This window comes from Polyangiaceae bacterium (assembly GCA_016715885.1).
Taxonomy (GTDB): Bacteria; Myxococcota_A; Polyangia; order Polyangiales; family Polyangiaceae; genus Polyangium.
This window is the reverse complement of sequence record JADJXL010000025.1, coordinates 568,125-582,777: the sequence shown is the minus strand read 5'-3', so window position 1 is coordinate 582,777 and position 14,653 is coordinate 568,125. Positions and strand designations below refer to the sequence as shown.

12 protein-coding genes are annotated in these 14,653 nt (G+C 58.9%); 7 read left to right on the top strand and 5 right to left on the bottom strand.

The features are described from left to right. Positions 1-27 precede the first annotated feature (27 nt). The 3 genes from IPM54_37395 (at position 28) to IPM54_37385 (ending at position 2,490) form a co-directional block, all read left to right on the top strand. Positions 28-891 carry a hypothetical protein gene (locus IPM54_37395; GenBank protein MBK9265450.1) on the top strand — a complete coding sequence of 288 codons (864 nt, stop codon included), beginning with the start codon at positions 28-30 and terminating at the stop codon, positions 889-891. Between the two features lie 106 nt (positions 892-997). Further along, positions 998-1,588, top strand: a complete 591-nt coding sequence (locus IPM54_37390) for a hypothetical protein (GenBank protein ID MBK9265449.1) — start codon at positions 998-1,000, stop codon at positions 1,586-1,588. After that, positions 1,585-2,490 carry a nucleotidyl transferase AbiEii/AbiGii toxin family protein gene (locus IPM54_37385; protein MBK9265448.1) on the top strand — a complete coding sequence of 302 codons (906 nt, stop codon included), beginning with the start codon at positions 1,585-1,587 and terminating at the stop codon, positions 2,488-2,490. The genes IPM54_37390 and IPM54_37385 overlap by 4 nt, the downstream gene beginning before the upstream one ends. A 6-nt stretch (positions 2,491-2,496) precedes the next feature. Here the strand turns inward: IPM54_37385 and IPM54_37380 are convergent, their stop codons facing one another. Next, the gene (locus IPM54_37380; protein MBK9265447.1) at positions 2,497-2,820 is read right to left on the bottom strand and encodes a glycerate kinase; all 324 of its coding nucleotides are present in this window, start codon (positions 2,818-2,820) and stop codon (positions 2,497-2,499) included. Beyond that, positions 2,736-3,209: a glycerate kinase gene (locus IPM54_37375; GenBank protein MBK9265446.1), complete on the bottom strand. Its 474-nt coding sequence runs from the start codon at positions 3,207-3,209 to the stop codon at positions 2,736-2,738. The genes IPM54_37380 and IPM54_37375 overlap by 85 nt, the downstream gene beginning before the upstream one ends. Here IPM54_37375 and IPM54_37370 point away from each other — a divergent pair. Beyond that, positions 3,208-4,452, top strand: a complete 1,245-nt coding sequence (locus tag IPM54_37370) for an FAD-dependent monooxygenase (protein ID MBK9265445.1) — start codon at positions 3,208-3,210, stop codon at positions 4,450-4,452. The two genes, IPM54_37375 and IPM54_37370, sit on opposite strands and share 2 nt — an antisense overlap. Positions 4,453-4,460: 8 nt before the next feature. On the opposite strand, the gene IPM54_37365 is transcribed toward IPM54_37370, so the two are convergent. Continuing rightward, a complete protein-coding gene (locus IPM54_37365) occupies positions 4,461-5,042 on the bottom strand; it encodes a hypothetical protein (protein ID MBK9265444.1) in 582 nt (193 codons plus the stop codon). Between the two features lie 202 nt (positions 5,043-5,244). Between IPM54_37365 and IPM54_37360 the strand changes: the two genes are divergently transcribed. Continuing rightward, positions 5,245-7,587 carry a hypothetical protein gene (locus tag IPM54_37360; protein ID MBK9265443.1) on the top strand — a complete coding sequence of 781 codons (2,343 nt, stop codon included), beginning with the start codon at positions 5,245-5,247 and terminating at the stop codon, positions 7,585-7,587. After that, entirely contained in the window at positions 7,584-10,040 is a 2,457-nt protein-coding gene (locus tag IPM54_37355; GenBank protein ID MBK9265442.1) for a PAS domain-containing protein, read from the top strand. The genes IPM54_37360 and IPM54_37355 overlap by 4 nt, the downstream gene beginning before the upstream one ends. Here IPM54_37355 and IPM54_37350 read toward each other — a convergent pair. After that, complete coding sequence (locus tag IPM54_37350; protein MBK9265441.1) at positions 9,985-11,172, bottom strand: acyltransferase; 1,188 nt, start codon at positions 11,170-11,172, stop codon at positions 9,985-9,987. The two genes, IPM54_37355 and IPM54_37350, sit on opposite strands and share 56 nt — an antisense overlap. Positions 11,173-11,338: 166 nt before the next feature. Between IPM54_37350 and IPM54_37345 the strand changes: the two genes are divergently transcribed. After that, positions 11,339-13,147, top strand: a complete 1,809-nt coding sequence (locus tag IPM54_37345) for a serine/threonine protein kinase (GenBank protein MBK9265440.1) — start codon at positions 11,339-11,341, stop codon at positions 13,145-13,147. A gap of 138 nt (positions 13,148-13,285) precedes the next feature. Here IPM54_37345 and IPM54_37340 read toward each other — a convergent pair whose 3' ends face one another. Beyond that, entirely contained in the window at positions 13,286-14,542 is a 1,257-nt protein-coding gene (locus tag IPM54_37340) for a tetratricopeptide repeat protein (GenBank protein MBK9265439.1), read from the bottom strand. Positions 14,543-14,653: the final 111 nt, after the last annotated feature.

Genomic DNA, 14,653 nt, shown 5'->3' with positions numbered 1-14,653 from the left:
GACGATCAGGAGACGCGGAGCGTCTCGATGGAACGTCTTTCCAACGGTGGCTCGGTAGAAGTTACATTTTCATTCCCTGCAACCGATGAAGGAAGGGCTGCATTACGCGCATTGGAGCATGCGCTCGATGAGGGAACATCGACAACGATGGATGGCAAATACCTTGCATCAGGTGGATATCCACTTTCGCATCGAAGGCGACGTGGTCGGATTCCGCTGCCCACTCTCATCGAGGTACATGCGTCCAAGCCATCCGAGCATAGGATTTCTATGCGGCTCGAGGTGTCATCGCAAAATGGCACCGTAGCGCTTCCCTATATTGAGTTTCGTATTGTGAGAAGCGACAGCACCCGAGTAACGCTTGTGAATGATCATCAAGCCATCCCACTCGAGGTGACCCTTGATCTGCATATTCGGGAGAAAAATGGCTTGGTGCGTCTACGCAAGGTGCGTATTGGCAGGACCCCCGCGGACGAAAAGGAAATGGTAGCCGTCCTGCTCTGGACCATGCGTTCCAGCAGCCGAATTCGACTCATCGATATCGAACGCAATGTTATCGTGCATGAGAGCGACTTGTCATCCGTGGAACGAGATACATCGTTGCCTGACCTTGTTCGCTATCATGAGATACTCGAGAAACTGTGTTTCATTGAAGCGAGAGCCCGCCGATTCGGGGCGATGGGTCTGGATCGTGAGCTGAACGAAGACGACGCCGCGTTGATTGAAGAGCTGTTCATGATCGTTCGCGACGGCCAAGTCGAGAAAACAACAACGCTGGATTTCATGGTCAAGCCAGATTCACAAATTCCAGAACATGCTGGGGCCGAAATCAAGCTCCATTTTGATATGGAACCGGTAGACCTTTGCGGAACCCGGAATCGATTTGGGTAAAATGCGGATGATCGTCAAAGATGTTCCCCGCTTTTTCGACGAATTTCGCCGAGCGGCTCTTGAAGCTCACGAAAACGGCACACCCGCTCGAGCTCATATCGAATCCATGCCCATTGTTGAAGAATATTTGGACTGGCTACCACGTTCGGACGCAGAAAGGGAGCGTCTTCAATCGCTTGCAGCAACACAAGCGGGTTATTTTACCGCCTGGCAGGCGATTGAGCTCGGATATGCATCAACGGATATTCTCGAATTGAAGGAACACGTCGACCTGATCGCCGACGGCGTATATCGCTTCGTGCATTATCCCCCGTCCGACCACGAAGACCTCGTCATCACCTGGCTCCAGACCGAAAAGCAAGGCGTGTTCTCGCACGACACGGCCCTCGCATTGCACGAGCTGTCCGACATATTGCCCGTTCGTACTCACGTCACCGTCCCGCCAGGATGGAAGCCCATCGAAGGTATGCAGCTTTCGGCGAATACGGTCGTTCATCATGGAAACGTGGATGCATCCGAAATCACTTGGATGGGACCCGTTCCATTTACCAAACCACTGCGAACGCTCGTGGATTGTATCGATGATCAATTACCGCCCGATATTCTGGATCAAGCCTTGTCGGATGCCTATCGCCGCGGCATGTTGAGTCCCGCAGAACTCCATACCCTTCAAGCACGCAAAGCCAAATCTGCATGAACCAAAGGCGCTATGCGAATGCCGACGCTTTCAAGCAAGCTCTCGAAGCTCGGCTAAGGAAAAAGGCTTCCGAGCTTGGGCAAACCATTCCACGTGTTCGCCAGCGAGCCGTCTTCGATCGCTTTGTCGCTCGAATCTTCCAGCACTTTGGTGACCGAGCCGTTCTGAAAGGTGGCGTGGCTCTCGAATTGTTTCTTTCGGAAGCTCGCATGACGCGCGACGTGGATTTCGCTTTCTATGGTTCGTCAGAAGGGTTGCAGCTCGAGTTGGCCCGTGCGGGGCAACTCGAGCTCGGTGACTTTATGACGTTCGAAATCCAGCCGCATGCGACCGTTCCGACGATTGAAGGGCCAGGTGTCGTGTATGATGGATTTCGTTTTCAGGTTGAAGCGCGCCTAGCCGGCAAAATATATGGCGACCGTTTCGGTCTCGACGTCGCGTTTGGTGATCGTATGGCGATTCCACCAGCGACGCTTCCCTGCGGTGATCTCTTTTCCTTTGCAAATTTGCCTCAATCTCAGGCTCGCGTCTACGCACGCGAAGTTCATTTGGCAGAAAAGCTCCACGCGTATACTCTGCCTCGACTGACCGAAAACTCGCGCATCAAAGATCTGCCCGATATCGTCGTGCTAGGCACGTCGGCGCAATTTCGTAGCGACGACCTTCGTCGCGCAATTGTAGAAACATTCTCGCATCGTGCGAGCCATCCCATACCCGACGCGCTGCCCCGGCCTCCCGAACGCTGGACCGGCGGTTATGCACGCATGGCGCGCGAAAACAACCTCCCTTGGCCCACGCTCGACGACGTCTTTCAACGCGCCAGCGCCTTCCTCAATCCCATTCTTGCCAGCGAAAACGGTACCTGGAACCCCGATACCTGGTCGTGGCAATCGTCCGCGTGAGCACCCTCATTCCGCCGCTGCCCCCATCCATTCGCCCGCCCTTGCAAACGCCAGCTCCTCGAGCATCGCCGCCGCATCCGCCATAGCCCGTTCAACCGACCCCGCAAATTCAGCAAGCGACTCGATCCGCACGAAATGCGCCAATAGCTCGGTTTTCATCGCTTCATCGACCGAACCACCAATCGCAATTGAAACGATGTTCTTTCGCGCCGCACGCCGAGCGACCCCGAGCGGCGCTTTACCCATCAATGTTTGCCCATCGAGACGCCCTTCACCCGTGATGACGACGTTTGCATCGTCGAGCCATCCATCAAATCCAATCGCATCCAACAAAACGTCGATTCCCGATACGAGTCGCGCATTGCAGGCACTTGCGAAACGAGCGCTTCGACGAGGCCCTCGCCGCCATCCGCGAGAGCGACGACGACCGCATCGATACCAGCTCGCCGCATACCACGAGCAATGGCATCACCCGCCTGGCGCGACGAAAGCGTGCCCTTGAACGACGCGCAGGCAATGACGGCAATGTTGCGGCTCGATCCCACGTCTTCGGCTCCGTGACGACATCGATTGTAGCGATAAGTCAGCCGCGTGACGAGCAAAAAATCGTGGAAGCGTGCTATTTTCAAGGCGATTCGGTTTTTCCCGGGCCGATGCCCCAAGAGGCGCTTGACACGCGACGCGGCATCTCGTTTCTTGCCTCGAGCACGAACCTTCATGAAACCGATCGACGTTGGCATCATTGGTTGCGGTACGGCAGGCAGTGCCGCAGCGCTTTTTCTTTCGCGGGCGGGACATCGCGTCACCATCTACGAACGCGTCGCAAACCCGGGTCCCGTGGGAGCAGGTGTGATGCTTCAGCCGACGGGAAAAGCGGTGCTCGAGCTTCTGGGACTCGCAGACGCCGTCGTTTCACGATGTACGCCGATTACGAGACTGGTTTGTCGCTCCGATCGAGGCCGAAACATATTCGATTTGCACTACGGCGACATCCCGGGCAATCACGTGGGCCATGGCCTGCATCGCGGCGTGCTTTTCGAGCACCTTTTTCAAGCCGTGCAAGCCGCAGACGTCACGCTTCGCCTTGGCGTTGCCATCCAAGATCTAGCCGATGCCGGCGAAGGGCGGGTCCATTTCGTCACACCCGAAGGAAAACGTCTCGGTCCGCATGCGTTGTGTATCGTCGCCGATGGAGCAAAATCGCATTTGCGTGACGATACCTCGATTCGCAAAACGATTCGCCCCTATCCGTGGGGCGCATTATGGTTTGTTGCGGACGATGCTCGGGGGCAATTTCGCGGCGAGCTTGCGCAAGTCGTCCGGGGATCTCGGCGCATGATGGGCCTATTGCCAACGGGGTTCGGCCCAGGAAGCGGATCGACCGACAAAGTCAGTTTGTTTTATAGCCTTCCGGCCGCAAAGGTGAATGAATGGCGCGCCGCGGGGCTCGATGCGTGGAAGCGCGACGTCGTGGCGCTCGATCCGCGCGCCGAAGTGGTACTCGAGCAAATTCATTCGGTCGACGATGTTCTTTTCGCGCAATACCACGACGTGTCGATGTATCCGTGGAACGACGATCGCGTCGTGTATTTGGGCGACGCGGCGCATGCCATGAGCCCGCAGCTCGGCCAGGGAGCCAACTTGGCATTATGGGATGCAATGGTATTGGCAAACGCCCTTTCCATGCACGACCTTTTGCCCGAAGCGCTCAATGCATATTCACGTATGCGGCGGTCGCATTTGGGCTACTATCAATTCGTCACGCGCTGGGTGACGCCATTTTTCCAGAGCCATCTTACGCCGCTCGGATGGCTTCGGGACGTTGGTTTTCCCATTGCGATGAAATTACCGTTTGCGCGGCGTTTGATGGTCAAGAGCATGTGCGGATTGGCCCAAGGGTTTGGCTTGGGCGCACCTCTCGCGCTGCCGGCTCACGAATCCCGAAGCGCGCTCGGATCGTGAAGTGTGAATCAGCCCTTTTTCGGGCCTGTCACCGGCACGAACGATCCATGCTGGACGCGATCCATTCCCGGTTTGGGCAGCGAGCCTGGAAGCACGGTAACCTTCGCCTCGCCCACGATTTGCCCGCGACCTTCCACCCATTCGTTGCGCTCGGCAACCCACGCCATCACGGCAGCACGCACTTCGTCCGAAATGCCACGCGGATCGTCCTGATCTGTAAGCGATAATCCCGTGTCGTAACGGTATCGCACTTCCATCGGGCGATCCGGGCTCAGGTTTTTCTGGGCCTCGCGTTGAGCCGCTCGGGCCGCTTCATCTTCCTTCGCTCGTTCTGCACGCGCTGCTTCCGCGGCCTTCGCGCGCGTTTCCGCAAGTTCCTTTTCCGCCGCACGTTCCTCGTCGTCGAGCGGTCGCATGGTCTTCTTCAGACGGTCGTTTTGCTCCCGCGTCAGCCCTTCGAAGACCACGCCCAGCACGTCCGTGAAGCGTGGGCGTTCACGTAGCCACGCGGCCGTTGCTTCTTCATCGGCAAACTCCTCGAAGGATGTGTCGCCGGTCTTCATGTTCTCGAGCTTCAGCATGATCTTCATGGATGTGCATGATCTCCGAGATGGCGCCGGTTGACAATGCCCACTACGCTCGAACTGGACAAAAGACGCGCCCGCTCGTTCTTGGGGCCGGCTCACAGTCTCGCGGTTTTGCTCTTTCTCCTCGCATGTGCGCCCATATCGTGTACGATCCGCACCCAATTCGTGTCATGACTCACCGACTGCGCCCATGAAACCCTTGTCGATGTTCCATCGTGCAATTGAATGGTTGCGCTCCTTTTGGGCGGCGCGATCGGTTTCATCCATTGCGACGTTCGTCGTCGTCCTGAGCATCGGGGCGATTGGATTTCTGCCGCTTTTCGACGGTCCTGGATACGAAAGTGCACTGGCGGCGGGAATTGTCGTGCCGATCGTCACGGTCATTGCCACGGCGCTCGAATTGTCACGCGAACGCCTCGCGCCGATCGATGCTTTGAGCAAAGGTGTGGCAAATGGTGCGAAATTCGTAGCGATCGCGTGGTTCGTCACCATGCTCCACGGATTGCGCAATGGCTTTTGCGATCCGTGGAGCGGCAGCGCGCATTACGCGCTCGGGCCAGGCGTAGGCGCGGTCCTCGCGGGCGCATGGGGCGCCGTTGCGGGCGAATTTGCGGGACGTGCCAAGAAAAGGCGCCTCGTTGCGGTGCTTTTGGGGCTTGCGGCTCCGCTTTTGTCGGTCGTCGTGTCCCTTTTGCGGTTTTACACGAGCCCGATGGTCTTTGCGTACGACCCATTCGTCGGTTTTTTCAGTGGTAGCTTTTACGATACCATCATCGATTTTTCCGGTCTTTACACCTATCGCGTCGGATCCGCGGCCACGCTTCTCGCTTCGGTCGTGATCGCGCTTCACTTGCAGCGTTCGGCAAGCGGAAAGCTCGTTTTTCGATCACTTGGGCGCCCGGGCCTCGTCCTTTTGGGCATGGGCGCCGCGGCCGCGAGCATTCTTTTGAACGCAAACGGTCATCGATTTGGGCATTGGCATACGGCAAGCACGATCAAGGGGCAGCTTGCGGCGCCGGTATCCGTCGGTCGCTGCGATGTATTCGCCGCGCGCGGGATTCCTCGGGCCGACGTCGAACGGTTTGCCCGAGAATGCGATGGGCACATCATCGAGCAAGAAGCGTTTCTCGAAACTCGAGGCCCCGCGCGGATAGCAGCGTATCTATTCGCAGATTCGGCGCAAAAAGGCGCGCTCATGGGAGCTGCAGACACGTACATTGCCAAACCGTGGCGCAAGGAAGTCTATTTGCAGCAAAATGGTTTTCCGCATCCAATCCTGGGGCACGAGATTGCGCACGTCATGACCGGCGCGTTTGCCCGAGGACCGTTTGCCGTTGCCGGAAAGTTCGCAGGACTTTGGCCAAATCCAGGGCTCATCGAAGGAATTGCGGTCGCGACGAGCCCGCACGAGGGGGCATTGTCAGCGCGTGATTGGGCCCGAGCCATGAAAGATTTGGGTCTGCTCCCAGGCGTCGAACGGCTTTTTGCCATGGGGTTTTACGGGCAAAACTCGAGCGTCGCGTACACCGTGAGCGGTGCTTTCGTGTCTTTCGTCAAAGAACGACACGGCGCTGCTGCATTACGAGCGTGGTATGGTGGAGCAGACCTTCCCGAGGCGACTGGAATGTCTTGGGATGCGCTCGAAAAAGCATTTCACGAAGATTTGATGCTCGTGACGTTACCCGATGCGGCCATGGCTCAAGCCCGTGCGCGCTTCGATCGCCCCGGTCTGTTTTCACGGCGATGTCCTCATGTCGTCGATGGATGCCGAAAGCGAGCCGAAGAACAGCGATCTCGCGGTGATGACGACGGCGTCATGGAGACGCTCGGTGAATGGCTCGCGCTCGATCCGGGTGACGCGAGCGCCCGCGTTGCAGCGGCGCGAACGCTCATGCGTTTGGGCCGACTGCAAGAAGGCAAGGCGGCGCTTCAGGCGATTGTCGACGAAGAACGTTTCGTGAGGTACGTGCGCGATCAAGCTCTCGAAGAACTTGGCGATTTGGAGCTCGAAGGGGGCGACACGGAGCGCGCGATCGTGCATTATCGCGAGGTCATGTCGCGGTCGCTCGATGAAAACGTATTGCGCACGCTCGAAGTGAAGCTCGAAGCGGCACGTAATCCGCGTGCGAGGCGAGCGATCGTGGAGCTGCTCATTGGAAGTGGCGGTCGTGGGCCGGATAGGGTGCGCGCTGCGGAGGAGCTCGGGGCGTGGGCTGCGGCGGCTCCTGAGGATGGTTTGCCCGAGTATTTATTGGCGCGAAGCTTGGTGAATGCGGGGCAATTCGACGACGCCGCGAAGCGTCTGGACAGGGCGCTTCTTGCGGGGCTTCCGATAGCGCGTGTTTCGGCGGAAGCCATACGGCTGCGTGCGTTTGCTGCTTGCGCGCTCGGCGATGTGCCGGCCGTGGAGCGAATGGCTGAAGCGTACGTGGCGAGGTCGGACGTGTTTTTGGCGAGGCGCGAGGCAATGGCGAAGTTTGCGTCACGCTGTACGGGAAAAACCATTCGCATAGGTACGAATGCAGCACCTGAGGGAGGGGCACGATGAGCAGCAGTGGAGCGTCGGACCAGCACCTTGTCGTGCTCAATGCTGCTTTACGTGTCGCGGCGCGACACCCGAGTTTGCTTGCGCCAGTGGCTTTCAAAGAGCTCTTCGATGCGCTCTCTTCGCATCTTCCCATTGCGGGCTTGGTCGCGCTCATCCCGGATGGCGAAGGGTATCAGCGCATTTATGTCGACATGTCGGATAAGTTGTCTCCGTCCCCCATTGGGTCGGGAAGTCGCATTCCGCAGATGGCGGTCATCGACGAGAGCATTTATATCGAAGGACGTCCCTTCGTGTGCAACGACACGCGCGTGGGCAATGAAGTACATCGGATTGCGGCGGCTTCTGGGTTTCTTTCCTATGTGCTCGTACCCATCAAGTCGGCCGACGGAAAGCGTACGGTCGGCGAATTGGCGTATTTGTTTCGCGAAGTGGGCGAGGCACTGCGTGCGCCGCTCGAGTTGCTCGTCGCCGTATGTGAAGTCGTGGGGCTGAGTTTCGAGCGAGCCGTGCGTTTTGCGCGCGATCGTCGGTTGGCAATGATTCTCGACACGTCCAGTGATGCGATGCTGGCCTGGGATGACCAAGGTCGCGTGACGGATGCGAATGCGGCTGCGAGCGCCCTGACGGGGTTCCCTCGCGAAGAATTGCTTGGCCGTGACATCGGAACGCTGCTCGAACCGCGACCCGACAGGGTGAAGGGATTGCCGGCGCCGGATGCACGCATCGTGCTTCTGGCGCGCGGAGTCGATGGGGAAGAATATCGATTGCCCGCGGCAGCGACGATTACCGCGGTCGAGGACGATCCACTCGTCGCATGTCACGCCCTCATTCGAGACTTGACGGCGTGGGAAATGCGTGAACGCGAGGTGGTGCTGCATTTGGCGCGTATTCACGAGCTGGAAGAGCAACATCGTACCCTTCTCGACAATGCGCCGCTCATTATTTTCCGGCTCGATCCGAGAACGCACGAGCTCGTGTATTTGAACCACTGTGCAGAGCGGCTTCTTGGCGTGCCGCTCGACGAAGCGCTTGCAACGACGGGATTTTTGCGAGCTTTGCACGATGCCGAAGGCGCATTGGCGTACGACGAGGCGCTTTCACAAGCGTGCGCAGGGCTTTGCTCGTTGCCTTATGAAGCTCGTCTGTCGCGTCGCGAAGGTGTGCCCATTACGGCACGCGGCACCATATATCCGCTCCTCGGGAAAGCCGGCAATGTGGTGGCCATCGAGGGATTGTTCATGGACGTGAGTGCCGAGCATGCGGCTCGCACGCGTCTGATTCAAGCCGATCGCTTGTCCACGCTCGGAACGCTCGCGGCAGGCGTCGCGCATGAAATCAACAATCCCGCGGCATTCATTCTGCTCGGAATCGACATGCTGGGGCGCATGCTCGACGGCTCCGACGCGGCGCTTGGTGCCGACATATCGAAAGACGTGCACGACCTCCTTACGGAATTGCGCGATTCGACGCGGCGAATCGTCGACATCGTACGCGACTTGCGCATGTTCGCGCGTGCCCCCGGAGGCACGCGCCGCATTGCAGTCGATGTCAATCGTACCGTCGAAAGCGCACTTACGCTCACGCGTGGCCAAATTGTCGAGCGAGCCGAAGTCGTGCGTGATTTGGCGGATGTGCCAAACGTGCTCATCGACGAGGGGCGACTGGGGCAGGTGCTCGTCAACTTACTCGTCAATGCGGCGCAGGCGATCCCGCGCGCATCGCGAGGTGAGGCGAAGGTTTTCGTATCGACGAGAAGTCACGATGGGCGCGTGGTGGAAATCGAAATTCGTGACACGGGCGTCGGGATTCCGCCGGACATTCAGCAGCGCATTTGGGATCCGTTTTTCACGACGAAGGATCCTGGAGCGGGAACGGGTTTGGGGCTATCGATTAGCCGAGAGATCATCGAGCGCAGTGGCGGACGGCTGTACGTGGAAAGCCCTGTGCCGGGCACGGATCCGCCGGGAGGCTCGCGATTCATCGTCGAATTGCCGGCGTCGTCGTCGTTATTGTCACCGCTACCTCCGATGCCGACGTGGCCGCCGCGATCGATTGGAGGACCTGCGCGCGTGCTCGTGATCGAGGACGAAGTGCTTTTGGCGCGGGCACTTGCAGCCGAGATTGGTCGAGTGCACGTCGTGCAGGTCGCGGCGAATGCAAAAGAGGCGCTCGACATATTGGCGTCGAAGCTGTTCGACGTGATCCTTTGCGACGTGCGCATGCCGGGGCTGAGCGGCGCGGCGCTTTTTGAAATGGTAAAGCAAAACAAACCGCACGTGGCGATTCGGTTCGTTTTCATGACTGGCGTGGGATTTGGCGCGGACTTCGAGCGGTTCTTGTCCGAGTCGGGGCGGCCAATCTTGGAAAAGCCATTTTCCGTGGAAGATGCGCTGAGCATCATTCGGAAAGTGGTGTCGAAACACGGACGGGCGCAGGTGGAGGGGACGTCGTAACTGCCATCCGCTTCATCATCGGCTTTTCGATGAAAATCCACGAAGCGTAACCCACCAAAAGCGACAACCCCAATGCAAGAATCGACGTGCGCGCGAGGTTTGTCCAGGAAGGCGGCGCCAAAGGCTCGAAGTCGCATAACCCCAGCGCGAGCTGATGATACAAAAATACCCCGTAACTCACGATACCCGTAAAAACGAGCGGTCTTGGCGCAATCGCGCCGACCAGGCGCCCGCGACAAAGACATGCTGAAAGCACGATCGCCGTCGTGACGAGCGACAAAAGCGCGTATGGATGACTTCCTCCAAGCTCGAAATAATACGCTCCCTCGAGCCTGAACGCTGCGATCAAGGCTGGAAAACACATTCCAAGCGCGAGCGGAGCCAAACGTGCGGCGCGCGATGAATGCTCGAGCAGGACAAACACGCGAGCTGCGAGCGCTCCGAGCAGAAATTGATCGAGACGACTCACGATCCAGCGTCTTTGCGTAGCTTCCAGCATGCCCGCAAAAAGCCCCGGTTCCAGCGACCAGTCGTGAAGGATCGATCGGACCAGCCACGTCGTCAAGACGAGCGCACATGCGCCCAGGACGAGATGCCGTTTGGGTGATGAAACGAGGCGCGCAAGCCACGGAAATAAAATATAAAATGAAATTTCGGTCGTGAGCGACCACGTGGCGCCAATGAATACGATCCCGCCAATGGGAAAATATCCTTGGAGGACCAACGCATGCATGAAGAGCGCGGCGGCGAAATCTTTTTGCAGAATGATCGAACGATGAAAAAGCAGCGTCACCGCAAGCGCCACGTAATACGCCGGCAAAATGCGTGCAGCGCGGCGAATGAAAAATGTGCGCGCCGATTGTCCTCCGCTGCGAAACCATGAAAGCGCCAAGGAAAAACCCGAGAGCACGAAGAACAAGTCCACGCCCCACCATGCGTGGTGGAGAATCGTCAGGATCCACGCTGCGATGGATGCAGGGACATGCGTTTCGATGGCGCTTCGCACGAGAGGCAGGAAGCGATCGCCAAGGTGCTGGGTGAAGACGGCGAGGATGGCGACACCGCGCAGGGCATCGAGCTGTGGCAGTGTTTTTCCGGCGTGCGGCGTAGGGCGCTCGAGGGAAGCAAGCATCGTGGCGGCAGGTATCCGAGATGTGGATGGCCCCATGGTAGAAGCAGGTTCGTCGTCTGACATCAACGGAATTCGGCGGGCGCGATGGGTTCTGGAGCGTGAAAAGGCGGGACTTCGCTGACGATCTTACTTGCTTCGGGCCGAAAATGAGACGATGATGGGCGCCGTGTCCGGCGCAGCGCATTCATCGAGCATCGACGACAACAGCGTAGGCAAGTACAAGTTCATCGCGAGTCTCGGTGGCGGTGGAATGGCGGATGTCTACTTGGCGGTCGTCGAAGGACCCGCCCGCGTCAAAAAGTTGCAGGTGGTCAAGCGGCTGCGTCGCGACTACCTCGATGACCCCGATCATGTCGAGATGTTCCTCGACGAAGCACGCCTCGCCGCGCGCCTCAATCACCCGAACGTGGTGCAGACCTTCGAGGTGAGCGAGAGCGAGGGCGAATACTTCATGGCGATGGAGTACCTCGATGGCGTGCCATTCAATCGAATCTTGAATCGTGCACGCAACAAGCCGCCGCCGCCAGGCGTCCTGCTTCGCATTCTCGCCGATACGCTGAGCGGATTGCATTATGCTCACGAGCTCGCCGATTACGACGGCCAGCCGCTCAATATCGTCCACCGGGACGTGAGTCCGCACAATATCGTGGTGACGTACGACGGACAAACGAAATTGCTGGACTTCGGCATTGCGAAGTCGGAAGCGCGGTCCATTGAAACGCGGGCAGGCGTCGTCAAAGGAAAAATATCGTACATGTCGCCCGAGCAAGCGCGCGCCAAGCCGCTCGATCGGCGCGCCGACATTTTCGTCGTGGGCATTTTGATGTGGGAGGCCATGGCGGCATCGAAAATTTGGGAAAGAGCCACCGACATGGAAGTGCTGCACCGCCTGGCCCTCGGCGATATGCCCGAATTGAAGGAAGTTCGTCCTGACGTACCCGACGAGATCGTCCGGATCATCAAGAAAGCATTTTATCCGGATCCCGAAGGTCGATACGGCACGGCGCTGCAGATGCGCGAAGATATCATGGCGTATCTCGACAAGGCCAACATTCGCGTGACGAACGAGATCATCGCGGAGTATGTGTCGACGGTTTTTGCTGACAAACGGGCAGAAATCAAAAAGGTCATCGAGCGGCAATTGCGCAAGCTCACGTCGAAAGAGCCGGTGGTGGAATCATCGGGGCTGCTCGATTTGAGCAATCCACTCGATTCGCTCAGCGAACCCTCGGATCTACCGCGTCTCGGGGGTTCGGGCGTTCGCAGCGTGGGTGGCTCGACGAACTCGGATTCGCATTTGAGCAGCGTATCGAGTGGTGCGAATGCAAGCGTGAAAAGCACCTCGGCACCCGTGACGCAGGTGGAGCCATCGAATCGGGAGTCCTCGAGCGAGTCGTCGGGGCGAAGTCGTGGCAGTTTGTACATTGCCGGTGCCGTGATGATTGCCGCTTCGCTCGGGGCGTTCGTGTTTTTGCGTTCGCGCGTGCCGTCGAATCCACTGCCTCAGCCGCCTCTGACGCCGAGCGCGGTCGTGACCATTGCGACATCCGCTCCGACGCCCATTGCGACGCCTTCTGCGGCTCCGCCACCATCGGCGCCCGTCGTGGTTGCTTCGGCTTCAGCGACGCCGGAGCCTTCGTCGCTTCCGATTGCCGAGATGCCGGCGACCATCGAATTGCAGGTGACGGTGCATCCGCCGACCGCAACGGTGTATCTCGATGGCGCGAAATTGCCATCGAATCCATTTACGGGGAAGTTTCCGAGCGACAAAATTGGCCACAGGCTCGAAGCCGCAGCGCCCGAGCATCGTCCGCTGGCTCAATTCGTGTTGTTCGAGAAAGACACGAAAGTCGAATTGACACTCGATCCTCGCCCGGGGACTCCGGCGTATCGTGAATGGATCAGAGCCAGGCAAGCAGCCATTGCAGCATCCGCGTCGGCAGCTCGCGCCGCTGCAAGTGCCCCGAAGCCTTGACGAAAGTCGGTCGCAGCCCGTTTTCCGGCACTCGCGGGACCCCAAACTCGCCCGCTTCGCGGGCTCAAACAATGGGGCCCCCCCGCAAGCGCCGGAAAATCGGGCCGAGACCTCCTGTAGCTAGGTCCTGCCCCAATATCAGCCTTCCAATTCCTCAATCAGCGAATCATCTCCAAGCGCTGCGGCGTGCTCGGCGTCTTGCCATGCGAGGTTGATTTCGCCCGTTCGCAACAGCGCCCGGCCGCGAAGCGCAAACGGCGACGGATCGTTCGGATCCAGATCCATGGCCCGTTCGGCATCCGCAATGCACGCCGGGTCATTGCCCAAGTCGTAATATGCTTCCGCGCGATTCGCAAGGATACGCGCATTGTCCGGCGCAAGCTCGAGCGCCCGTGAATAATCCTCGAGTGCCGCTTCCACCTGCCCGGCGATGTGCAATGCTACCGCGCGCGTATCGTATGCGTCCGCGGACAATTCATTCTGAAGCGACCACGATGCGTCCGTCACCGCTCGGTCGAGCATTTCCACATCGAGCCACGCCGCAGCGCTCGCTCGATATGCCAGCGCAATCTCCGAACGCTCATGAACGCCCCAAGCCCACGCTCGTGCTGATTTCGTCCATTCCAGCGCTTCCTGGCTCTCTCCGGCATCCAGAGCTGAATAGGCGTGATTCGCGTACGCGTGAATTTGCTCGATACGCACGTCTTCACCCTTGGCGAAGACCTCCGATTCGAGACGCTCCATCAAATGAGGCGGCGGCCCGCCCTCGTCATATTCGTGAAACGACGGCTGGTCCTCGACGGAAAAACTGTCGAGCCCATTGGCTGCTGCAACGACGAGCGCCGCAAAACCAAATGCAAGCTCTTCCGGAAGGTGCGCGTGCAATCGTCCAAGGCGCGTTTTCGGGTCGAGAACCTTCTCGAGCACACCGTCGGGATCCTGGTACGTGAAGAATTCGAGCGGTGGCAAATCGTGCCCCTCGAGCGCTTCGTGAATCACCTTCAGCAGCGCTGGCCAGTCACTCTTCTGAAGCTCCCACACGAACGGCAGCGACCACCGCACGAGCGCCGGCTTGTCCGACGTGTTGCGTGTTTCGCATATGAAGTCGTCCGCCGTGCGCAACGTCGTAAGCAGCTCCGTCAAGAGCAAATCGAGGTCCGCTGCAGTAGGAAGCGAGACGAGATCGTCGACGACGGGCAGCCACAACGAAGGTGCGTGCTCGCCCAGATCGCTGAGAAACCATTCCTCCTCGCCGAGCAGCTCGCCCTGCTCGTCCACGAGCTCGAAGCGAGGCGCCACCGACATTCGTCCCACCCCGAGAATGTGTTCGACGAGTGGAAACGAGCCAAAGCTTCGGTATGAAAAATCGGCATCGCCCTGCAGGAGATGGCTCATCGCGCGGCATCATGCGCCGGTCGCCACCCACCTGGCAAGAGGCTCCGATGACGGCGCAAGATTCGTGACGAAAGCCGTCGCATCGTCGCGATGACCACGGCCGCGTACGCT